This is a genomic window from Curvibacter sp. EU05-FHT14A10, from assembly GCF_058791075.1.
This window is the reverse complement of the sequence record NZ_JBYTDE010000006.1, coordinates 76,928-98,014: the sequence shown is the minus strand read 5'-3', so window position 1 is coordinate 98,014 and position 21,087 is coordinate 76,928. Positions and strand designations below refer to the sequence as shown.

Sequence of the window (21,087 nt, the reverse complement as noted above, 5' to 3'; positions counted from 1 at the left end):
TCAGCCGGCAGAGCGGTCAGTGCCGATTCGGTTGCGCAGCACGCCAAGGCCGGTGATCTCCACCTCGACCACATCGCCCTCCTTCATGTACAGCGGGGGTTCGCGCCGATCCCCCACCCCCCCCGGCGTGCCGGTGGCGATCACGTCGCCGGGCGACAGCGGGGTGAAACGCGACACGTAGGCCACGATGGTGGGAATGTCGAAAATCAGGTCGGCCAGGCTGGCGTGCTGCACCACCTGCCCATTGAGCCGGGTCTGCAGGCTGAGCTGGGCTACGTCGGGCACTTCATCGCGCGTCAGCAGGAAGGGGCCCAACGGGCCGGTGCCCGGAAAGTTCTTGCCCGGCGTGAATTGGTGGGTGTGGCGCTGCCAGTCCCGCACGCTCACGTCGTTGAAGCAGGTGTAGCCGGCAATGTGGTCGAACGCGTCGGCTGCGGCGATGTGGCGCCCGCCCTTGCCGATCACGAAGGCCAGCTCACCCTCCCAGTCAAAGCGCTCCGAGAACTCGGGGCGCAGCACCTCGTCGCCGTGGGCCGCGAGGGAATCGGCAAAGCGCAGAAACAGCGAGGGGTGCTCGCTGTCGGGGCGCTTGGTTTCTGCCACGTGGGTCTTGTAGTTGAGGCCAACGCAGATGACCTTGCCCGGCGCCGGGATCACGGCTTGGGCCTGGACCTGGGCCGGGGCGACACGCTGGCCACCCTGCTGAACATCCGCCTGCAGTTCGGCCAAGGCGTTCGCTGCCAGCACGGCCTTCAGATCAGGGAAGCGGGCCAGAAAACCGGCCGAAGGGGCCACATAGGCCTCGCCTTGAATCAGGCCATAACGGGCTTGGCCGTCTTGAATAAAGCTCACGAGTTTCACGGGGTCTCCTTGCGGTACATCGATGACGGCAGACTGTAGGTTTCACCGTGAAATCCAGATAGATGCAATTTATGTCTTTCAGATATCTCTATATAGTCATACCTAAAAGCGCCTCCATGCCGCCAGAATCGGGCCGTTGAACTGTTCGGCAGAGGCTCGCCAGGCGCCCTGAACTGAAGCCACCCACGAGGCAGGCAGGGCTGCCGGGCGGCGCACGCCCGAGCTTCACCTGTCCAACCCATGGCATTGCGCCTGGCCCCAAGGGGCTGGCAAGGGACCCACCGATGAACATCCAGGACTTTCGCCTCTTCCTTGAAGTGGTCGAGGCCGGCAGCCTGACCAAGGTGGCGGCGCAGCGCCACACCGCCCAGTCGTACATCAGCCGCCAGGTCAGCGAGCTGGAAAAGCAATGCGGCGGCGCCTTGTTCCGCCGCACCGGGCGGGGGGTGGTGCTGACCGAGTTTGGCGAATCGGTGGAGCGCCGGGTGCGCATCTGGATCCGCGACAGTGAGGAGATGTTTGCCGACTTCCAGCAGCTGTCCCGGGTGCCGATGGGCGACGTCAAGATCGGCATCCTGCCTTCGGCGGCCCATCCGCTGATGACCCAGGTGTTCAGCGAATTGCGCCGGTCCTTCCCGCAGATCCGCCTGAACGTGCGCGAGGGTCAGGGCGGCGAGCTGGACGCCATGCTCGACACCGGCGCCGTGGACATGGCCATCCTGTTCCGCTACGAGCCGCCCCGCGGCCAGGAAGAGATTCACCTGGCCACGGCAGACACCTACCTGGTGTCACGCCCCGGTCTGCCCCTCACCCAGGCCGGCACGGTCTCGTTCCAGCAACTCAATGGCCTGCCGCTGGTGCTTCCCAGGCGCCCCTCTCACTGGCGGTCCATCCTCGATGAATCGGCGCGCAGCCAGGGCTTCTCTTTACAAGCCGAGATCGAGGCCGACTCGTTGCGCATGCAAAAGGAAATCCTGGCCGAGAACAATGACCTGTACGCACTGCTCGGGCCGTTTGCGGTGCAGGAGGAACTGCGCTGCGGCAAATTGCAGGCGGCCAAGATCATCGACCCCGAACTCAAGCGCTATGTCACCCTGGCCCTGCCCAAACAGGGGCAGCTGACGCAGGCCCTGCGTGCGGTCTCGAAGATCATCAAGGAAAAGGGCGCCGTGCTGGGCTACAACCAGAACGCTTCAAACGCGGTTGGATGACGCTGCTCGAACTTTCAAGGACTGTGGTGTGGCCGCGCCGTGGCATAAAAAATGGCCCAACCTCATGAAGGTCGGGCCAAAACGGGCCAAGCGGGCGGAACGCCATGCCAATAGCCACTCGCATTGAAACCTGGGTGGCTGCACCCCTCAGAAAGAATGGCGAATACCGAAGTCCATGCCGGTCCAGGTCGCGTTGGCCACCCCTGTCACGCCCCCTCCGCTGAGCGCGGCCCCATTGCGGTTGCGAATCTGCGAATAGGTGCCATACACAGCCGTGCGCTTGGAAAGCTCATGCACATAGCCCACCGCCAGTTGCTGGGCCGAACGCCCAGAGGCCGAGTTGTCGGAGATCTTCGAAAGCGATAGCGGGATGTAGCCCGTGGCCACCTTGACCTGGGCCCCCAGCATCCAGCCGTTGGACCGGTTGGGCCCCGCCACGGCATTCTTGCGGTCTGCGAAATAGAGGGCCGACGCCGTGACCGGCCCGATCACATAGCTGGCCCCCACATTGCTCGCACTGACCGCCCCATTGGCCAGCGCCGTACGCCCCGAGGCCACGGCCACATTGAGGCCATCGCGGGCATAGCCCAGGCGGATGCCTTGGTAGTTGCCGTTGTCGGGTGTGGTCGAAGTCGAGGGCGTGTTGTTCACCGCCTTCATCAACTCGCCGTAGACGCCATGGAGTTCTGGCAGAAAGTAGCCCACCGAGTTGGAGGCCCGCACCGCTGTCTGCACCGTCGCCACCTGGGTCAGCGCGCTCTGGGCGGTGTTGATGATGCCGCCCGCCCCTGCGGTGCCGAAGGGGTCGAACACGATCAGGTTCCAATAGCTGGGCACAAAGCCGCGCCCCAACCGCACTTCACCCCAGTCGCGCGAGATCAGGCTGAGCGAGGCCCGGCGATTGAACACCAGCCCGCCGGCCGTGCCCGCCGTGGTGTTGTCGGTGCTGGCCGCACCGCCAATGCCGCTGGCGATATTGAGCCCGGCATCCAGCACAAACCCAGCCGACAGGCCGCCCCCGAGGTCTTCCGTACCGCGAACGCCAAGGCGGCTGTACTGGTTTCCGCCCGTTCCATAAACCCTGGTGATGCTGGCACTGCCTTGCGAGGCCCGCTGCACGGTGGTGTCCAGAACGCCATACAGTGTGACCGAGCTCTGCGCGGCCGCATTGAGCGCCAGCCCGCACAGCGCCATCGGGATTGCGAATCTTTTCAATTTTGTCTCCAGTCTTTTTTGAGGTTCTCCGGCCTGATGCAGGGCTTGCGCCGCCTGCACCGCATTTCAATGAAGCGGGCCAGACCGACAGACTCTAGGTTCGGCAGACGCATCCCGGTAGCGGTCAATCGGAGAAATCAGCCATCGCCCGGCAGGCATGGCTGGGGGGCGCTCCGGTTGACCAGGCACACACGGGTCCGGGTTCGCGTGACTTCGCGCGACTACCCAGGGCCTGCAAGCCACAGCATCCTGATATAGGGTGGTCAGGTATGGATACGGAGCGCTGAAGACAGTAGGGGAAGAGGGTTCCAGCTATCGCGTAAGCCGTTGGTGGCTGCCGTCTCGGCGCGATGCCAGTGCGCCGCATAGCCGCCGGGTTCAGCGTGCTTCAGCGCGCAGGTCCTGCCAAACCAGCTTGTCGCCGATTCCGGTCTGCACCGTGCGTTGGCGGTCGGGTACTTCACGCGACAGCAAGTCGACGACCTCGGGGCGCCGCTCCGCGTACCGGATGTCGGCGGCGGAGAGCAGTGTTGGCACCAGGTCGGCATGCATCAGCGGCTGGTGGACGTTGCGCACCAGTTGGGCCCACTGCCGCGGATGCGCCTCACGCCAGGCCCCATTGGCCCAGAAAATCGCCGGCACCTGAATGTCCCAACGTGTTGGGTGGCGCAGAGCATGGCCGAACAACTGGCGCCGGTCGTCGAGCAGGTTCTCGCCGTGGTCCGGCGTAAAGACAAGAAACACCGGTCCGGGCTGCCGCTCCAGCCGCCCGGCGATCTCGTGCAGCAGCCCGATCGAGTTGTCGACGGCATTGGCGTACATCGCCCGCCACGAGGCAATCGAGTCTTGGTTCGGAAGGCCCACGAGGCCGTCACAAAGATCCCCGAACGGGGCACGCTGCCGGTCGAAGCGTGAGCAATATGGCTCGTGCGAGCCGTAAGTGTGCAGGACCACGGACACGCGTCGGCTGCCGTGCGACAGCGCCTCGTTGAGCAACGGCAACAACGCGGCACGATCCTGCCCAGTTGGAAATCGCTTCACCGATGCATCGGGCCAGGCAATCGCCTCGTCCTGCACGTCGAACCAAAAGGTCTCGAACCCTGTTTCGGAGAACGCACGCTGAAATGTCGCATCGGCCGAGACGCGCACAGAGTGCCCCGGCATCTCGCGCGAGATCAACAACGGCATCGAGGTGTGCGTGGCATTGGACCCAGCGCTGACGTCGCAGGCGACGAGAGCCCCTGCCGGCAGCGATCGCACGCCCCGCGGGCCGCCGCATTCGGAGAGAAAATCGCTGCGCATCGACTCACCGATCACCAGTACGTAGGCCTCGTTCGACCTGGGGGCCACAGCCCTTGTCGCCTGCCAGCTCGCGCGAGGATCGCGTGGGCTGAGAGAGGCGTCCGGCGGTGCGGCCTGCAAAGCCAGCCATGGCGTGTCTACCGCCGCTGCCACCACGAGCAGCAGGCCGTTGACAGGCCAAGCACGAGCCCAGGCAGCAGTCGGCGTCCCAAGTGCCAACGCGAGGCTACCGGCAACCACGACCGCCAGCCGCCGACGCAGCGGCCACGGCGCCCGACCAACATCCGCCCGCATCCCCAGCCAACCGAGTGCCGCCAAGCATGCAGCACCGAATACGAGCCATCCCAGGTAGGGGCCCAACGCCGAGCGCACCTCTTCACTGCTGAATGTGCGCCAGTGCAGCGCCAGCTCGGCCAGATTCACGTTGCGCATCAAGTCCGCCGCAACGCAGGCCACAGCGGCAACGGCGATGGGGTAGGTGAGCGCGAAGAATGCGCGCCCGGGAAGCAGCAGCCTCAGAGCGACAACGCTCCAGGCCGACGCCAGCCAGAGCGAAACTGGCGCAATGTCCCAGTCGTGCCATGCCGACTGCGAGGTGGCTGCCGGCAGCAGAAGCACCAGCAGCCACACCAGCAGGGGTAGCGACGCAGCACGGAGGGTGGGTGGGCGAGCGGGCGGCATCTTTGCGTCAGTCTCTGGGCAAACCGCCGATTTTATCCACCGGCGCCGGGTGGAAAGCAGGCCCTGTAGAGCGGATCCGGCTGGCTGCCCGCGGGCCTTCAAGCTGCCTCAGCATGCAAACGGAATCAAGCCCGTCATCACACCCACGATCAGCCCGAGGACCAGGCCCACGCCAGCACCTAGCAGCACATTCACAACGACCAGCGTCCAGTGGCACGCGGCAGACCTGGTGTGCGGCTGCGCGGGTGTTGCGCACTTCGAAGTCCCCGTGAGATTTGACGTGGCACTCATGGATTCACCTTTGGGCGAGCGTTGATCGCCAAGTCAATGCGATCGCGCAAATCAGCCGCATCCTGACCCGCGCCTTGAACCGAGGCCTGGATCTGTTCAGCCGACAGCCCACCGGGTCGCCTTGCTTCGGCCAGCGCCCAGGTGCGGGCTGCGCGTTTGCCGCTGCGGCAATACAGGAGCACATCTCCCTGCTCCGAGAGCACGGACTGCAGGCGAGCGGCTGCATCTTCGGGGATGTCTCCATGCGGCACCGGCACATAGGCAAACCCAAGGCCTGCCATCCTGGCTGCATGTTCCATCGCCTGCGAGGAGGGCTGATCGAGCGCTTCGCCATCGGGCCGAAGGTCAACCACCATGCGGTAGCGGCGCCCCACCGCCACCATGTCTTCGACCTGGAGTTGGCTGGTGACCCCGACACGATCTGACAAGCGGTGGGGCGCGATCCGTGCCATGGCTCTCGCCTGCACGGCACCAGACCAGGCCGCTGGCACAAGCACAGATCCCATCGCCAACAGCAGGCTGCAGGTGAAGGCCCTTCCTGGCGTGAGCCAGGCGGCAAAGCTTGAACGTTTTCTCATACCTTGGTGCAAAGTGAGTTGGGACCGGCCGATTTCAGCGGCCGGTGAGACCGATGGCTGCTTTGGCTTTCGCCGGTCTGCGGCCATGAGCCCGTCGGTATTGTTTGGTGATACCGAGTGCTGGAGGATCAGCCACCTACCCATCCTTTCTGGTCCGCGCCGATGGAGCACGGACGCCGTGCCTGCAGTCCACAGATCAGACACGCCGTCGCAGGGCAGAAGGGACTCGAGGTGGACAGGATCACCAATGAATTGCGGAGGCATTTGCCGATGTTCAGGTCAACATAAGTCCATGACTTTTAAATAGATATCGCTGTCTTTGCAGATATCTTTGCGGATCTTGAGGCAGATCTGTCTGCAGGCCCAGCTGCATACAGCACCGCCGCGCCTTCAGCGCGGGCGCGTAGCCAATTCGAAGGGGTTGAGACGCTTGCCCCTGCAGATGCACGCCAGGTCTGGTGACATGTCAGATGTCAAAATTGAGCTGTTTGCCCAGTGTCTTGCAACTGCGGGTCTGGGTGATCAGCCATTGGCCCATCACACGCGAGTTTTCCAATCGAAAAAATAGCGCTCACAAATGATTCCCCGTCGGCGACAACTGCCATTCCAAAACGACACCTCCTGTCCAAGCAACTGATCACACTGACCTCCTCATTCACTCATTGGAGGATTCAGATGTTCTGGATTGCGCTTCTCGGTATGTCGCTGTCGTGGTTTTTGGTCAAACTCGGGTTCCTGTCTGCAAAGGTCGGAATACTGACTCTGGTGATCAAAGTGTTGCTGATCATCTTGGTGATCGGGTCTGTCATGGCCATGATTTTGTGGCTCGGCAAAAAAACTTCAATTTCTGAGAATAAGCAGTGAGTCGGCATCGTGTATGGTGCACTCACACCGTCAAACTCGAGGTCACATCAAAAACAAGACCTCGCCAAGCATTCAGGCACCAAACGACTTTATGGCGCAAGGCCAACACGACACCATTGCGTACCGACTGTCACAGGTACTCCTCAAACTGAATCAAGGCGATCACCTCGACCCTGCGGCATTGGCCGAGGAGTTTGGTACGCATCTCAGGACCATCCAGCGGGACCTCAACGTCCGATTGGCTTTTCTGCCGCTGCTCAAAACAAAAGGCCGGTACCACCTGGATCCGGCTTATCTTGGCAAACTGAATTTCAAGGACATTGAGCGCTTTGCAACCAAGACAGGCATCAAGGGTTTGTTCCCTTCGTTGAACAGGGATTTTCTGAAAGAACTGCTGAGCGAACAGGTGCAAGCACCGTGGCTGGTTCGCGGTCACCACTACGAAGACCTCTCTGCCCTGCAAAACGCGTTCGATCAGTTGGAGGCCGCCGTCATCCACAAGCGTGTGCTGACCCTGGACATGCTCAAGGACGGGCGGATCAAGACATACAAGGCCGTCAACCCCTACCGTCTGATCAACACAAAAGGCATCTGGTATCTGGCTGCGGTGCATGACGGCAAACTCAAGACATTTGGCGTTGGCAAGATTCGCTCCGTTCAGACCCACGCGGAGACCTTTACCCCTGATGCAAACGTCGATGCATCTGTCCAGACCGAAGAAGGTATCTGGCACTCATCACAGCCTCAGCAGGTGCTGCTTAGCGTCTCGCCAGCGGTAGCCGACTACTTCAAACGTCGACAACTGATCCCACACCAGAAAATCCTTGCTGAGTCGATGGACGGTACGCTCACGATTGAGACAACTGTGGGACATCAGAACCAGATACTGCCAATCGTTCGCTACTGGATTCCCAGTGTGCGAATTGTGTCCCCTGCTGCCTGGAACGACGAATTGATCAACCAACTTTCCGACTACTTGAACGTTGGCGGCCCTCTTGGCGCAAGAGGTGCTCAACTTCCATCATCATGAACGAACCCCGATACGAGCCAGGGCTCGCACTGAATCCCGATAGGGCGCCCAAGCCTGACAACCTGTTGCGCTCCACCGTCGCCTTCTTGAAGCGCGACATCAAATCATTTTTTCCAAGCAGCGACAAAGAAGGGGAGTCGACTGAGCAAGGTGGGGCTGCCTCCAAGGATTCAAAGACAACGGGTACCGATCCGACCGGGACCAGCATCGAATCTCTTGTCGATGAAAGCAAACTGACCGGAATGGCATTTCGGCGTGACGCACTCGACTGGCGAGACAACTTTCACGTCAACTTAACGCTCACCTTGTCATCGCTGTACGACACCTTTGCGCAAGAGGTGCACGCTGAGTTAGCAAATACCAGTCTCTTCAGAACATTGGTAACCCGAGAGTCTGACCAAGTCTTACAGGACAGCTTCACGCAACTGGTGCGATTGCCACTGATTGCGACGCTGCGCAATGAAGAAGGAAAGCTGAATACCTGCGCAATCAAGTGGGGGGCATTTGTGAAAGCAGACATGTCTTTTGACATTTCGGCATTGAACGCAGAGTGCGCCAGCCTCCACGACATCGGATTCAAGCCATCCAACAAAGACCAGATCATTTCCCGCTGCCAAGAACTGGTCCTGGGGTCTGCGGGCCTAGCGGCCGTATTTCGCGACCAGGGCCTTCAACTCTCCAGAAAACTGATGGATACCCGAGCATCATGATCAGCACCATACCCTTCGAAATTCCGGCAAAGCTCATGGGCCGCGTTGCGTCCGGTGAACTGATCCGATACGGCACGATCTTGAAAGACGCAGGGACCGGCCAAATCGTCAAACACCTTCAGGAGACCGGCGTGGCTCAGGCCGTCTTGTCAAACCTGTCCTCAGGCCCTTTCGCCACCGTTTCGGCACTGGCTAACCTAGTCAATGCTGGTTCGAACATTTACGCGGGAGTCAAGATAAATCAACTCAAGGCCATGATAGAAACGCTGCAAACCCTGCAAGTGGCGACATTGGGCGTTTCTCTAGCCGGCGTCGGGGTCAGCGTCGCGGGTTTCTATTACATGCACAAGCGGTTCAACTCGGTGGAGGACCGCATGGATGAACTCTCAGAGACGATCAAGGTTGGTTTCGAGAGACTCGGTCATCGGGACTTGCGGAAGCAACTGCACTTCACCAAAAGCCTTCTGCAGCGTGCAAAACAGGCACCGACCCTTTCTGATCCAAGGCCGGAGTACTCGGAAGTCGCCGCTGGACTTGCAGATCAGGCAGCCTACTTCGAGGGTGAAATCGCATTCATTGTCAAAGCCAATGGACCCATCGACCTGGATGCGTTCCAGCAGATGGCTCAAATGCTGACACTATGCAACAGTGTTCGCATCGATTGCCGGATACGCACCAATGAACTGAAGCATGCGTTGGCCGTTTCCGAGTCCGTTGCCTCCGATTACGAAAGCCTCTTCACACACCTGACGCCGATGTCGTTTGGTCCGGATGTCACCAAGGGCTTGTCTGCAGTCAGGGTACTTCGTGACGCGAGCGATGCTGCCTCCAGTAAGCCCTACCTGATCGACTATCTGCGCACAAGAAGAATAGACGGCGGTGAATACATTGAAGCGCTCGATCAGGAGAAGGACAGCCCCTACCTGGTGCTCAACACGTCGAACTGAACTAACTCCCGATCAGCGCGGCCGATCATTCCGAGGTCAATTGCAGTGATCGTCCGGATTGCCTGCCCCCGAAGGCCTACCCATCAAAAGTGGTGCGCCAAGTTCAAGGTCAATCGTGAAACTGAGGTTGCCCCAGAAAACCGGAGTGCATAACCCGGTCTTCAAGCGGCAGATCTGCGCTGCGCAGCTAACCAGCGATTCTCGTACTGCATGGGGCTCATGTAGACCAATGTCGAATTGGGCCGGGAATGGTTGTAGAACCCGATCCAATCCAAAATCGCCTGCCGTGCTTGGTCTCTCGTAGCGAATTTCTGACAGTGGACACATGCCGTTTTCAAGTGCCCCAACAGGCTCTCGGTTGGGGCGTTATCCCAGCAATTTCCCTTGCGACTCATTGAGCTGCGAATGCCCCACTGCGCGAGTGTCCGCTGGATGTCATCGCCGCAGTACACCAGTGACGAGTTCCAGCAACTACTCAAGAGCCAGAACATCACCTGCAGCATGAGCCGTCGCGGCGAACGCTGGGACAACGCAGCCATGGAGAGCTTCTTCTCGACGTTGAAAGGCGAGCGCTGCGCTCGTACCGTCTACCGTACAAGGGAGCAGGCCAGGGCCGATGTCTTCGACTACATCTAGCGGTTCTACAACGCGTTCAGGAAACACTCAAAATTGGACCACCTCAGCCCGATTCACTTTGAGGAACGGCCGCGCTTAGGGGGCTAGGCAAAGTGTCCGGGAAACAGGGGGAAGCCCAAGCCGACCTGGTAACAATCAAAACCTAAAGCCACCCCGGCCCCACACCCCGAAGCCAGAAGGGCTGTCGAAATACGCCAATGCCGTTCGTCGTATAAGGTCAATAGCTCTTTTGGAGACAAACATGCCCCGTTACATGATTCAGGTTCGCGCTACCCCCATGAGCGAAGCCGGTGACTTTCCCGACGACCCCACGCTCGTCCCACGCATGATGGCGTTTCACGACGAGATGGCCAAAGCTGGTGTTCTGCTCGATGGTGCTGGCTTGCAGCCAAGCAGTCAGGGCTTTCGCGTGCACTACGACGCCACCGGCCAGGCAGGCATCGTCGACGGCCCCTTTGCCGAGACCAAGGAACTGATTGCGGGCTACACACTGATCGAAGTTCGATCCGCGGACGAAGCGCTGGCATGGGCACGGCGGTTTCCAGCACCTTTCCCAGGACAACCTTGCTGCATCGAGGTACGACCGCTGATGGGGGGCATCGACCTGCCCCCAGAAGATGCCGAGAGGATCATCCGAGAGCAGCTGGCCGCCATCAAAAAAGGCGAATGACGCCATCGATTGAGGCCATTTGGCGCCTGGAAGCGTCGCGCCTGAATGGGGCATTGATGCGAGCTGGTGCTGATTTGGCACAGGCCGAGGACTGCGTGCAGGACGCACTGGTGGCTGCAATGGTGCACTGGCCAGCCAATGGCTGGCCTGAGCGTCCAGGAGCCTGGCTGATGACGGTGGCTAAGAACCGACTGCTGGATCAGGTGCGGCACACCCGCATGGCCACACAACAACAGCAAGCGCTAGGCCATGACGTCGATGCCATTGAGGCCCACCTTGCGCCCGACCCGCTGGACTTGTTGCTCGCCGACGAGGCCGATCCGATGGGGGACGATGACCTGCGGTTGATGTTCATTGCCTGTCACCCCAAATTGCCGCGCGAGGCGCAGTGTGCCCTCACCCTCCGCCTGATCGCCGGACTGTCGGTTGCAGAGATTGCCCGCGCCCTGTTCGCCAAAGAAGCCACCATCGCGCAGCGCATCACTCGCGCCAAGGCGCAGCTCGCCGGCGAGCCCTTCGAGTTGCCACCGCCCTCCGAGCGCGCTGCCCGTCTGGACGCCGTCTGCACAGTGCTGTACCTGATGTTCAACGAGGGCTATGTCGCCAGCAGCGGCGCGGAATGGACACGACCGCCTCTATGCCACGAAGCCCTGCGCCTGACACGGCACCTGGCCGCCTTGCTTCCGACGGAGTCAGACGCCCAGGCGCTGCAAGCCTTGATGGAGTTGCAGGCCTCGCGCCTGCCGGCACGCACCGACGCCCTGGGGCGCCCAGTGCTGCTGCTGGACCAGGATCGGAGCCGCTGGGACCGCCTGCTGCTGCGGCGCGGCCTGGAGGCCTTGAACCGATGCCGCAAACTGAGCGCGCTGGATTCAAGAGGGACCAGACCGCTGGCTTTGCAGGCCGAGTTGGCTGCCGTCCATGCCCGCGCCAGGCGGGCCGAAGACACCAACTGGCCTCAGTTGGTTCAGCTCTACGACCAGTTGCTTGCATTGCAACCGAGTCCCGTGGTTGCGCTAAACCGCGCAGTGGCGCTAAGCCACTCGGTCGGGCCCGCACAAGCCCTGGCCATCATGGATGGCCTTCCGCTGGCCGGCTACCCATGGTGGGCCAGTGCCCGGGCCGAAATGCTCCAGCGCCTGAATCGAACCAAGGAAGCCTGCCACGCCTTAGGTCAGGCAATCGCATGGACCAACAACGAACGTGAGCGCATCCTGCTCACCGAGCGCCTGCATTTCCTGCAAGGCCACCAAGCATCGCACAGGGGCCTCAATCCACCCGAGCCCCCGACTCCTTAGCCACCTGCCCCCACTTCGTCGTCTCACTGCGAATAAAGGCCCCCAGTCGCTCCCCCTCCAGCTCCCCCGCGCTCACACCCAGCTCTTCAAATCGGTGGGTTACGTCGGGCAGGGCCAGCACGCGCTGCAGGGCCTCGCGCAGGCGCTTGGTGATGGGCTGCGGGGTGGCGCGGGGGGCCATCAGGGCGAACCAGGTGTTGACCTCGTAGCCTTTGACGCCGGCCTCGTCTAGCGTGGGCACACCGGGGTACAGGGCCGAGCGCTTGAGCGAGGTGACGGCCAGGGCCCGCACCTTGCCAGAGCGCACGGGTTGCGAGGCGGAGGGGCTGGTTTCGATGGCCATCTGGATCTGGCCGGCCATGAGGTCGCCCATCATGGGGGCGCCGCCTTTGTAGGGCACGTGGGTCATGGGGGTGCCGATGCGGGCGCTGAACAGGGCGCCCGACAGGTGCTCGGTGCTGCCGGGGCCGGCCGAGCCGTAGTTGACCTCGCCGGGGTGGGCCTTGATGTAGGCCAGCAGCTCGGGCACCGTCTTCACAGGCAGTGAGGGATGCACCAGCAGCACATTGGGTGTGGTGGCGACCAGGCCGATGGGCTCGAAATCTTTGATGAAGTCGTAGGGCAGGCTTTTGTACAGGCCCGGGGCCATGGCGTGGGCCACGGTGGCCATGAACAGGGTTTGGCCATCGGCCGGGGCGCGGGCCACGGCGGCGGCGCCCAGGGTGCCGCCGGCGCCGGCGCGGTTGTCGACCACCACGGGCTGGCCCAGGTTCTCAGACAGCTTTTGGCCGATGACGCGGGCCAGGATGTCGGTGGTGCCACCGGCGGCAAAGGGCACCACCAGGGTGATGGGGCGGGTGGGCCAATCGGCTGCCTGGGCGGTGCCCCATGGTGCCAGGGCGGCCAGGGTGGCGGCCAAGCCGGTTTGCAGCAGGCAACGCCGCGACGTGGATGATGGTTTCATGATCAGGTCTCCGTTGAATGAAATGGGGAGGGGCACTGCCCCGGCCCGGGGGTTGGGCCCGGGCCGGTCATGGCCAGTCAGAAGGCCTTACCCGGCCAAGGGGCGGGCCGTGACGGGGCAGGAGGGATCAGTCCGATCCCAGTTGCAGGCGGCTGGGTTGGCGCTTTTCGACCGCGTTGCGCAGCAGGGCCGCGCTGCGGAACACGCCATGGGCAAACTTGCCGTAGGGCAAGGTGGCAAACAGCGCCATCACCGCGCCCAGGTGCAGCACCAGCACGCTGGGCAAGGCGGGGGTGGCACGGGCCGCCAGCAAGCCCAAGCCGGTGAGTGCCACCAGCCACAGCAGGGCGATGAAAGCCATGTCCATGGGCTTTTGCGCGGCGTCGCCGTGCAGCGGGTGGCGGCGCAGGCGCAGCCAGCCCAGGCCCGTGGTGCCGGCCAGCAGGGCCAGCCCGCCGCTCACGCCAAACAGCTTGGGCAGGCTGAACCAGCCATACGGGGCGGCCTGGCCCAGCCCGTAGTGGTACAGCGTGGCCAGCGAGGTGGCGGCAAAACAGGCCATGAAGCCGTAGAAGGTCAGGTGGTGAAAGCGCCGGCGCCAATGGGTGTGGGCGTCGTCTTCGTTGTGGCAGCCGTCGCCATGGCCGCCGTCCAGGTAGCGCAGGGTGAGGGCCTGTTGAGCCGCCTCCAGCCCGGGGCCGACGCTGGCCGGGGCGTTGCTGGTGCCGGGCCGCAGCTCGCCCAGAAAGCGCCGCACGCCCAGCCCCAAGGCCAGGGCGGCAAAGCAGAACACGGGGGCAAACAAGGACACCAGCAGGTTGTGCGGAAACAAGCCATAAAAGCCTTGCTCGGGCACCATCCACAAGGTGCCCCGGGCGGCCAGCGCCAGCGCCATGAACAAGGCCAGCCCCAGGGCCAGCGCCACCGCCAATGTCAGGCCGTTGCGCTGGTACAGCCGCCCCAGGGCAGGGGGCCAGGCGTAGTCAACATAGGTCTGGCCGCGCACCACGGCCATGGCCTGCGGCACGGTGACGGCAAACTCGTGCGGCGGTGCGTACTGGCAGGCATGCAGACAGGCACCGCAGTTGTGGCACAGGTTGGCGAGAAAGTGCACGTCCACGGGCTCGAAGCTGAGGCGGCGTGTCATGGCCGGAAACACGGCACAAAAGCCTTCGCAGTAGCGGCAGGCGTTGCAGATCTGCATCTGGCGGGCCACCTCGGCCTCGGCCGGCGTGGGCTCGCCGTTGGCCAGTGCGCGCGCCTGGCGGGTGAGTTCGTCAAGCGTTTGCATGGGCGGCGCCTTTCTGGTTTTGCTTGTGGGCCAGGGCGCCCAGGGCAGCCTGGTGGCCGGCGATGCGCCCGAAGGCGGTGCCGATCGACATGCCCACGCCGGCGGTGTAGCCCTTGCCGAGCACGTTGCCGGCCATCATCTCGCCGGCCACATACAGGTTGCTGCTGGGCTGCCCCCCGAAATGGGCGCGGGCCTGCTCGTCCACCTTCAGGCCCAGGTAGGTGAAGGTGATGCCGGGGCGCAGCGCATAGCCATAGAAGGGCGGCGTGTCGATGGGCCGGGCCCAGTGGGTTTTGGCCGGGGTCACGCCCTCGGTGCGGCAGTCGTCGAGCGCGGTGTGGTCAAAATGGCCTGGGCGGCAGGCGGCGTTGTAGTCGCCCAGGGTCTGCAAGAAGGTGGCCGGGTCCAGGCCCAGCTGGCGGGCCAGGTCTTCGAGGGTGTTGGCCTGCACGCCCGGGAACACCGGCGGCATGAAGCGGCCCACGGCCTTGGCGTCGATGATCGAGTAGCCGATCTGGCCCGGCTGCTGGGCCACCAGGCGCCCCCAGATGGCGTAGCGCTTGGGCCAGAAGTCTTCGCCCTCGTCGTAAAAGCGGCGGCCTTGCTGATTGACCACCACACCCAGGCTCACGCAGTCGATGCGGGTGCAGATGCCGCCGTCGTACAGGGGTGCGCGAGCGTCGATGGCCACGCAGTGCGACTGAGAGGGGTCGCCCACCATGTCGGCACCCTGCTCGTCTTGCAGGTGCTTGAGCAGCACGCCGCGGTTGAAGCGCGTGCCACGGATCAGAAAGTTGTCGGCCGGCCAGCTGCCGTCGGGGTTTTGGCCCCAGGCCTCGCGCAGCCACTCGCGGTTTGATTCAAAGCCGCCGGCGGCCAGCACGCAGGCCCGGGCGGTGATGCGCTGGCCGCCCTGCCAGGCCGCCACAAAGCGGCCGTCTTCCAGCTCCAGCCGGTCTACCGGCGCTTCGTAGCGGATCTGCACGCCCAGCTTCTCGGCGCTGCGGTAGTAGGCATTGACCAAGGCCTTGCCGCCGCCCATGAAGAAGGCATTGGTGCGGGCCACATGCAGCGCCCCCGACAGCGGCGGCTGAAAATGCACGCCGTGCGAGCGCATCCAGTCGCGGCAGTTGGAAGAGGCGCGGATGGTCAGGCGCGCCAGCTTCTCGTTGGTGATGCCGCCGGTGACCTTGAGCAGGTCTTGCCAGTACTCTTCTTCGGGGTAGGCGTCGACCAGCACATCTTGCGGGGCATCGTGCATGCAGCGCAGGTTGCGGGTATGGCCCGAGTTGCCGCCGCGCCAGGCGCGCGGTGCGGCTTCGAGCAGAAGCACACTGGCCCCTGCTTCGCGTGCCATCAGGGCGGCACACAGGGCAGCGTTGCCGCCGCCGATGACCAGGACGTCCAGGTCCATGGCTGTCTCCTTGCAAAACGTTCGCTTGCGCGATGAGTTGCCACTTTAGGAAGACAGCGCCCTGCCGTGCAGGCCCCTGGGCGCATGGGGTCATCAGTTTTTGTGATGACCAAGGCCTTTGACCAGGGCCTGTGAACAGGCCCTGGCGCGGCTCAAAACCCCAGGGTGGCCCCCACCCACAGGCCCTGGCGCAGCAGCTCGCGCACGCAGTCGGCCAGCACCACGCGGGTGGCCAGCGCCACGGGCGACAGCTCGTCTTCGGCCAGACTGCACAACAGGTTGACGCGGTTCACGGCCGGGCGGGTGATGCGCGCCAGCTCAAAGCGCTCGGCCGCGTCGGCAAAGCGGCCCACTGCGGCCCAGGGCTGCAGGGTGGCGCCCAGGCCGGCGTCTACCGCGGCCATCAGCATCGAGAGCGAATCCACCTCCAGCACCACGTTCGGGGTGACGCGGGCCTGGGCAAATGCGGTGTCCAGCGTGCTGCGCAGGCCGTGCGGGCCGGTGGGCAGGATCAGGCCCAGGTCGCCCAACTCGGCCAGGCTCATTTCTGCGGGCAGGGGTGGGCGGCCGGCGCGCGGGCCGCCACGGATCAAGAACAGGGCCTCTTCGATCAGGGGCTGGATCTGCCAGCGGCGCGCGCCAGAGCCATCTCCATGGGCGACCAGGCGCGAATCGAACAGCACGGCCAGGTCGAGCTGGCGGGCATTGAGCATGCCGGCCAGATGGCCCGACAGGCTCTCGACCATGTGCAGGCGCACATCGGGGTAGCGCTCGCGCATGGCACGCATCAATGGCAGGCCCAGCAGGGCCGCCGTGGTGGGCGCCAGGCCCACGCTGACCGTGCCCGACAGCCTTGCCTGCTGGGCCACGCGCACGGCCTGGTCGGCATGGCGCAGGGTCAGTTGGGCCTCGCGAAAGAAGGCCAGGCCCGCCTCGGTGACCTGCACACCGCGCGGGCTGCGCTGCAGCAGGCGGGTGCTGAGCTCGCCCTCCAGCCGGCTGATCTGCTGGCTCAGGGCCGACTGCACCAGGTTCAGATCGAGCGCAGCGCGCCCCATCGAGCCCAGCTCCACCACGCGGACAAAGTAGCGCAGCTGTCTCAATTCCATGTTGTGTCTTTCGTTCTGGCCTGCCGGTCAGGCCGCCGGCACGGCTGCGAATATAGCGCGCAGCCCGCAGTGGCCCGGGTTGGTTGAAGCGGCGCGAAGGCATCGATTTCAGGTACCCTCAAAGCCCCCGCCCCACCCTGACTCGCTGGGGCTCACTCTGTTTTCAGCCTGCTGCGCGCCGTGCCCCGAACGCCCTCCCCCGCCCTCCCGGATACCCGCAAATACAAGCCCTCGGCCAAGCGCGACGCCTTGCGCGCCGAGCTGCGCGACAAACTCAAGGCCAATGCCTGGCAGGTGTTCGCCGAAGTGGGGCTGGATGGCGCCACGGTGGCGGCCATCGTGGCCGGCAGTGGGGCCTCGAACGGCACCTTCTACAACTACTTTGGCACCCAGCAGGCCGTGTTTGCTGAATTGCTGGGCGAACTGCTGGGCGAGATCCGCGGCGCCACGCGCGACGCACGGCAGCGCGAACCCGAGCTGGTGGGGATGATGGTGCAGTCGTTCCGGGCCTTTTTTGAGCTGGTGCTGCAGCGCCCTGGGGCCACCGATTTCTGCCTGCGCAACCAGCACCACATCCGTGCCTACCTGCACGGCTTTGCCGACACCAGCGGCCTGCTGGACGATCTGCGCACCGACCTGCGCCGCGCCCTGCCGGGCAAGGGCCTGAGCGATGGCGAGCTGGCCCTGCTGGCCTCGGTGGTGGTGGCCATTGGCCTGGAGGCGCTGATGCTGATGAGCCGGGGCGATTCGGTCGACCTGGAGGGGCTGTGCCAAGGCGTGGCCACCTTGATTGCCCACGGTGCCAGCCAGTGGCCGGGCTGCCGAACAAATATTTGACGAATTCGTCAAATATCCTAAACTGCGCACTCCGACACGGAGACAAACATGGCGCAGACCACCCCCCCAACAACATCGCTTCAGGCTGACTACATCGTGGTGGGCGCAGGCCCCGCCGGCAGCGCGCTGGCCACCCGACTGGCCGAAGGCGACCCCGGCGCCCTGGTGCTGCTGATCGAGGCCGGGCCGGCCAAGCCCTCGTTTCTGTCGGTGATGCCCGCCGGCCTGGCCCTGCTGGTGCCCAGCCGCAACCAGCACAACTACGCGCTTCAGACCGTGCCGCAGCCGGGCCTGGGCGGGCGCACGGGCTATGTGCCGCGCGGGCGCGGCCTGGGCGGCTCCAGCCTGATCAACGCCATGATCTACGTGCGCGGCCAACGCGAAGACTACGACGGCTGGGCCGCCCTGGGCTGCCCGGGCTGGGCCTGGTCCGATGTGCTGCCGTACTTTCGCCGCAGCGAGGGCAACCAGCGCCAAGGCGCCCTGGACGAGAGCTTGCACGGCCGCCAGGGCCCGCTGGCGGTGAGCGACCTGGCCTCGCCCAGCCCCGTGAGCCAGGCTTTTGTGGCCGCGGCCCAGGCCTGCGGCCTGCCGGCCAATGCCGACTTCAACGGGCCTCGTCAAGAGGGGGTGGGGCTTTACCAGGTGTTCCAGAAGAACGGCCGCCGGCTGGACGCCTCGCGGGCCTACCGGGGGCAGGTGCCCTGCGCCAACCTGAAGGTGCTGGCCGGGGTGCGGGTGAACCGTGTCTGCTTCGAGGGGCGCCGGGCCACCGGGGTGGAGGTGGCTGACCGCGAGGGCGTGCGCACGCTGGCCGCGCGGCGTGAGGTGATCCTGAGTGCCGGGGCGATTGCCTCGCCCCAGTTGCTGTGCCTGTCGGGCATCGGGCCGGCCGATGAGCTGGCCCGCCTGGGCATCCCCCTGGTGGCCGACGCACCGCAGGTGGGGCAGAACCTGCAAGACCACCTCGACTACTCGCTGAACCTGCGGCTCAACGGCCCCGGCCTGTTTGGCTGGGGGCCACGCGGCACGCTGCGCTCGCTGGCGGCCCTGCCGGCCTACCGCCAGGGGCATGGGTTTCTGACCACCAACGGGGCCGAAGCCGGCGGCTTTGTACGCAGCGCACCCGGGCTGGACCGACCGGACCTGCAACTGCATTTCTGCGTGAGCAACGTGGATGACCACGGCCGCCGAAAACACCTGGCCACCGGGGTGGCGCTGCATGTGTGCGCGCTGCGCCCGCACAGCCGCGGCTCGGTGCGCCTGGCCAGCGCCGACCCGGCCCGCATGCCGCTGATCGACCCGGGCTTTCTGTCGCACCCGGACGACCTGCCGCTGCTGGTGCAAGGGGTGCGCCTGGCGCGGCAGATTCTGCGCAGCGAGCCCTTTGCCCGACTGGGCGGGCGGCCCCTTTACGGCACGCTGGAGGACGAAAGCGACGACACGCTGGCCGCCCTGATCCGCGCCCAGTCAGACACCATCTACCACCCGGTAGGCACCTGCCGCATGGGGTCCGACCCCGCATCGGTGCTGGACCCGGCCTTGCGGGTGCGCGGCGTGAGCGGCCTGCGCGTGGCCGACGCGTCCATCATGCCCACGCTGGTGAGCGGCAACACCCAGGCCCCGAGCGCCATGATCGGCGAGCGCGCGGCCGACCTGATCCTGAAAGGCCGGGCATGACCCTGGACACCTTGTTCATGCGCCAGCACGAGGCCTCGCGGCGCGAGGCGGCGCCCGATGCCCCGGCACGCCAAGCCGCCTTGCTGCGCCTGGAGCAGTTGGTGAGCCGCCATGCCGAGGCGCTGATCAGCGCCATCGACGCCGATTTTGGCGGCCGCTCGCGCACCGAGACCGAGCTGCTGGAGATGCTGCCCGCGCTGCGCGCACTGCGGCATGCCCGGGCCCATGTGGGCCGCTGGATGCGCCCTCGGCGCCAGCCAGTGGAGTGGTTGTTCCGCCCCGGCCGCAACCAGTTGCGCCACGAGCCGCTGGGCGTGATCGGCATCATGGCGCCCTGGAACTACCCCCTGTTGCTGACCCTGGGGCCGCTGTGCGACGCCCTGGCCGCGGGCAACCGGGCCTTGCTCAAGCCCTCGGAGCTGACGCCGGCGTTTTCTGACCTGCTGCAGCGCCTGATCGCCGAGGCCTTTGACCCGGCGCAAGTGGCCGTGGTGACCGGCGGGGTGGAGGTGGGCCAGGCTTTTGCCAGCCTGCCGTTCGACCACCTGGTGTTCACCGGCTCGACCGCCGTGGGCCGCAAGGTGATGCTGGCCGCCGCCGCCAACCTGACACCCGTGACCCTGGAGCTGGGCGGCAAATCGCCAGCCATCGTCGCCCCGGACTACCCGGTGGCGGCCGCAGCCCGCTCGATCGCCTTCGGCAAGTTCGTCAATGCCGGCCAGACTTGCATCGCGCCCGACTACGCACTGGTGCCGGCCGCACAGTTGGAGGCCTTTGCCGAGGCCGTGCTGCAGCAGGCCCGGCGCACCCTGCCCGACCCGGGCCGCAACCCCGACTACAGCGCCATCATCAGCCCGGCCCACCGCGCCCGCCTGCACGCCCTGCTGGACGAAGCCCGGGCCAGCGGGGCCCGCGTGCTGAGCAGCGCCGAGCTGCCGCGCGACGACCCCCACGTGGCCCCCACCGTGGTGCTGGCCCCCGGGCGCCACCTCAGGCTGATGCAGGAGGAGATCTTCGGCCCCATCCTGCCCATCGTGCCCTACCAGACCCTGGACGAGGCCCTGGCCCTGGTGGCCCGCCATGAACGCCCGCTGGCCCTGTACCTGTTCAGCCACCAGCGCAGCACCCGGCAACAGGTGCTGGCGGCCGCGCCTTCGGGCGGGGTGACGCTCAACGGCACCTTGCTGCACATTGCCCAGCACAGCCTGCCGTTTGGCGGCATCGGCCCCAGCGGCACCGGGGCCTACCACGGCCATGCCGGCTTTCTGCGCTTCAGCCATGCCCGCGGTGTGCACCAGGTGGGGCCCATCAACCCCTTCGAAACCCTGGGGCCCCCTTGGGGGCGCCTGGCACGCTGGATGGCGCGCTGGCAGCGGGGTGCGTAGACGGGTATCAACGCGTCCAACGCCAAATCCCGCGCCACATACCGCTGACGTACCAGTGGACCACGGGGTGGCGGGCCTGCCATACAGGCTTGCCCGGCGTGCAGCACGGCGGC

The 21,087-nt window shown here is 64.9% G+C and carries 18 protein-coding genes and 2 pseudogenes; 11 read left to right on the top strand and 9 right to left on the bottom strand.

Annotation, left to right across the window (positions count from 1 at the left end; translation table 11 throughout):
* Window positions 1–861, bottom strand: a complete 861-nt coding sequence (locus tag AC3WUT_RS13190) for a fumarylacetoacetate hydrolase family protein (RefSeq protein ID WP_492347524.1) — start codon at window positions 859–861, stop codon at window positions 1–3.
* Window positions 862–1,145: 284 nt separating this feature from the next.
* On the opposite strand from AC3WUT_RS13190, the gene AC3WUT_RS13185 reads away from it, so the two are divergent.
* Window positions 1,146–2,072 (top strand): LysR family transcriptional regulator, encoded by a 927-nt coding sequence (locus AC3WUT_RS13185; RefSeq protein ID WP_492347523.1) that lies wholly within the window; start codon window positions 1,146–1,148, stop codon window positions 2,070–2,072.
* 147 nt (window positions 2,073–2,219) lie between these two features.
* On the opposite strand, the gene AC3WUT_RS13180 is transcribed toward AC3WUT_RS13185, so the two are convergent.
* From AC3WUT_RS13180 to AC3WUT_RS13170, 3 genes are all read right to left on the bottom strand, one after another.
* Window positions 2,220–3,287, bottom strand: a complete 1,068-nt coding sequence (locus tag AC3WUT_RS13180; protein WP_492347522.1) for a porin — start codon at window positions 3,285–3,287, stop codon at window positions 2,220–2,222.
* A 378-nt stretch (window positions 3,288–3,665) separates the two neighbouring features.
* Window positions 3,666–5,270, bottom strand: a complete 1,605-nt coding sequence (locus AC3WUT_RS13175; protein ID WP_492347521.1) for a sulfatase-like hydrolase/transferase — start codon at window positions 5,268–5,270, stop codon at window positions 3,666–3,668.
* Between the two features lie 287 nt (window positions 5,271–5,557).
* Window positions 5,558–6,013, bottom strand: a complete 456-nt coding sequence (locus AC3WUT_RS13170) for a protein tyrosine phosphatase family protein (protein WP_492347520.1) — start codon at window positions 6,011–6,013, stop codon at window positions 5,558–5,560.
* An 801-nt stretch (window positions 6,014–6,814) separates the two neighbouring features.
* Between AC3WUT_RS13170 and AC3WUT_RS13165 the strand changes: the two genes are divergently transcribed.
* From AC3WUT_RS13165 to AC3WUT_RS13150, 4 genes are read left to right on the top strand one after another with little or no spacing between them, the layout of a single operon-like run.
* Window positions 6,815–7,003, top strand: a complete 189-nt coding sequence (locus AC3WUT_RS13165) for a hypothetical protein (RefSeq protein WP_492347519.1) — start codon at window positions 6,815–6,817, stop codon at window positions 7,001–7,003.
* A 13-nt stretch (window positions 7,004–7,016) separates the two neighbouring features.
* On the top strand, window positions 7,017–8,033 hold the full coding sequence (locus AC3WUT_RS13160; RefSeq protein WP_492347518.1) for a helix-turn-helix transcriptional regulator: 1,017 nt from the start codon (window positions 7,017–7,019) through the stop codon (window positions 8,031–8,033).
* A complete protein-coding gene (locus AC3WUT_RS13155) occupies window positions 8,030–8,743 on the top strand; it encodes a hypothetical protein (protein ID WP_492347517.1) in 714 nt (237 codons plus the stop codon). Before AC3WUT_RS13160 ends, AC3WUT_RS13155 begins: the two co-directional genes overlap by 4 nt.
* A complete protein-coding gene (locus tag AC3WUT_RS13150) occupies window positions 8,740–9,690 on the top strand; it encodes a hypothetical protein (protein ID WP_492347516.1) in 951 nt (316 codons plus the stop codon). Before AC3WUT_RS13155 ends, AC3WUT_RS13150 begins: the two co-directional genes overlap by 4 nt.
* A 161-nt stretch (window positions 9,691–9,851) precedes the next feature.
* Here the strand turns inward: AC3WUT_RS13150 and AC3WUT_RS13145 are convergent.
* Window positions 9,852–10,139, bottom strand: a pseudogene (locus AC3WUT_RS13145) (IS3 family transposase); the annotation flags it as partial.
* Here AC3WUT_RS13145 and AC3WUT_RS13140 point away from each other — a divergent pair.
* The 3 genes and pseudogenes from AC3WUT_RS13140 to AC3WUT_RS13130 all read left to right on the top strand — a co-directional run.
* Window positions 10,135–10,413, top strand: a pseudogene (locus tag AC3WUT_RS13140) (integrase core domain-containing protein); the annotation flags it as partial. The pseudogenes AC3WUT_RS13145 and AC3WUT_RS13140 overlap by 5 nt on opposite strands.
* A 154-nt stretch (window positions 10,414–10,567) precedes the next feature.
* Window positions 10,568–10,996: a YciI family protein gene (locus AC3WUT_RS13135; protein ID WP_492347515.1), complete on the top strand. Its 429-nt coding sequence runs from the start codon at window positions 10,568–10,570 to the stop codon at window positions 10,994–10,996.
* Window positions 10,993–12,294, top strand: a complete 1,302-nt coding sequence (locus tag AC3WUT_RS13130; RefSeq protein WP_492347514.1) for an RNA polymerase sigma factor — start codon at window positions 10,993–10,995, stop codon at window positions 12,292–12,294. Before AC3WUT_RS13135 ends, AC3WUT_RS13130 begins: the two co-directional genes overlap by 4 nt.
* Here AC3WUT_RS13130 and AC3WUT_RS13125 read toward each other — a convergent pair.
* From AC3WUT_RS13125 to AC3WUT_RS13110, 4 genes are all read right to left on the bottom strand, one after another.
* Window positions 12,266–13,258, bottom strand: coding sequence for a Bug family tripartite tricarboxylate transporter substrate binding protein (locus AC3WUT_RS13125; RefSeq protein ID WP_492347513.1), 993 nt, complete (start codon window positions 13,256–13,258; stop codon window positions 12,266–12,268). The two genes, AC3WUT_RS13130 and AC3WUT_RS13125, sit on opposite strands and share 29 nt — an antisense overlap.
* Window positions 13,259–13,385: 127 nt before the next feature.
* Window positions 13,386–14,549, bottom strand: coding sequence for a tricarballylate utilization 4Fe-4S protein TcuB (tcuB, locus tag AC3WUT_RS13120; protein ID WP_492347512.1), 1,164 nt, complete (start codon window positions 14,547–14,549; stop codon window positions 13,386–13,388).
* Complete coding sequence (tcuA, locus tag AC3WUT_RS13115) at window positions 14,536–15,963, bottom strand: FAD-dependent tricarballylate dehydrogenase TcuA (protein WP_492347511.1); 1,428 nt, start codon at window positions 15,961–15,963, stop codon at window positions 14,536–14,538. The genes tcuB and tcuA overlap by 14 nt, the downstream gene beginning before the upstream one ends.
* 152 nt (window positions 15,964–16,115) lie before the next feature.
* Entirely contained in the window at window positions 16,116–17,072 is a 957-nt protein-coding gene (locus tag AC3WUT_RS13110; RefSeq protein ID WP_492347510.1) for a LysR family transcriptional regulator, read from the bottom strand.
* Between the two features lie 180 nt (window positions 17,073–17,252).
* On the opposite strand from AC3WUT_RS13110, the gene AC3WUT_RS13105 reads away from it, so the two are divergent.
* The 3 genes from AC3WUT_RS13105 to AC3WUT_RS13095 are packed head-to-tail and all read left to right on the top strand — an operon-like array spanning window position 17,253 to window position 20,974.
* A complete protein-coding gene (locus AC3WUT_RS13105) occupies window positions 17,253–17,909 on the top strand; it encodes a TetR/AcrR family transcriptional regulator (protein WP_492347509.1) in 657 nt (218 codons plus the stop codon).
* Window positions 17,910–17,957: 48 nt separating this feature from the next.
* A complete protein-coding gene (locus AC3WUT_RS13100) occupies window positions 17,958–19,589 on the top strand; it encodes a GMC family oxidoreductase (protein ID WP_492347508.1) in 1,632 nt (543 codons plus the stop codon).
* The gene (locus tag AC3WUT_RS13095; RefSeq protein WP_492347507.1) at window positions 19,586–20,974 is read left to right on the top strand and encodes a coniferyl aldehyde dehydrogenase; all 1,389 of its coding nucleotides are present in this window, start codon (window positions 19,586–19,588) and stop codon (window positions 20,972–20,974) included. The genes AC3WUT_RS13100 and AC3WUT_RS13095 overlap by 4 nt, the downstream gene beginning before the upstream one ends.
* The last annotated feature ends 113 nt before the right edge of the window (window positions 20,975–21,087 follow it).

Coding starts and splice junctions, on each gene's coding strand:
- AC3WUT_RS13160 (WP_492347518.1), top strand. CDS start 7,017: ATGGTGCACTCACACCGTCAAACTCGAGGTCACATCAAAAACAAGACC.
- AC3WUT_RS13155 (WP_492347517.1), top strand. CDS start 8,030: ATGAACGAACCCCGATACGAGCCAGGGCTCGCACTGAATCCCGATAGG.
- AC3WUT_RS13110 (WP_492347510.1), bottom strand. CDS start 17,072: ATGGAATTGAGACAGCTGCGCTACTTTGTCCGCGTGGTGGAGCTGGGC.
- AC3WUT_RS13150 (WP_492347516.1), top strand. CDS start 8,740: ATGATCAGCACCATACCCTTCGAAATTCCGGCAAAGCTCATGGGCCGC.
- tcuA (WP_492347511.1), bottom strand. CDS start 15,963: ATGGACCTGGACGTCCTGGTCATCGGCGGCGGCAACGCTGCCCTGTGT.
- AC3WUT_RS13185 (WP_492347523.1), top strand. CDS start 1,146: ATGAACATCCAGGACTTTCGCCTCTTCCTTGAAGTGGTCGAGGCCGGC.
- AC3WUT_RS13165 (WP_492347519.1), top strand. CDS start 6,815: ATGTTCTGGATTGCGCTTCTCGGTATGTCGCTGTCGTGGTTTTTGGTC.
- AC3WUT_RS13135 (WP_492347515.1), top strand. CDS start 10,568: ATGCCCCGTTACATGATTCAGGTTCGCGCTACCCCCATGAGCGAAGCC.
- tcuB (WP_492347512.1), bottom strand. CDS start 14,549: ATGCAAACGCTTGACGAACTCACCCGCCAGGCGCGCGCACTGGCCAAC.
- AC3WUT_RS13175 (WP_492347521.1), bottom strand. CDS start 5,270: ATGCCGCCCGCTCGCCCACCCACCCTCCGTGCTGCGTCGCTACCCCTG.
- AC3WUT_RS13170 (WP_492347520.1), bottom strand. CDS start 6,013: ATGGCACGGATCGCGCCCCACCGCTTGTCAGATCGTGTCGGGGTCACC.
- AC3WUT_RS13130 (WP_492347514.1), top strand. CDS start 10,993: ATGACGCCATCGATTGAGGCCATTTGGCGCCTGGAAGCGTCGCGCCTG.
- AC3WUT_RS13095 (WP_492347507.1), top strand. CDS start 19,586: ATGACCCTGGACACCTTGTTCATGCGCCAGCACGAGGCCTCGCGGCGC.
- AC3WUT_RS13125 (WP_492347513.1), bottom strand. CDS start 13,258: ATGAAACCATCATCCACGTCGCGGCGTTGCCTGCTGCAAACCGGCTTG.
- AC3WUT_RS13100 (WP_492347508.1), top strand. CDS start 17,958: ATGGCGCAGACCACCCCCCCAACAACATCGCTTCAGGCTGACTACATC.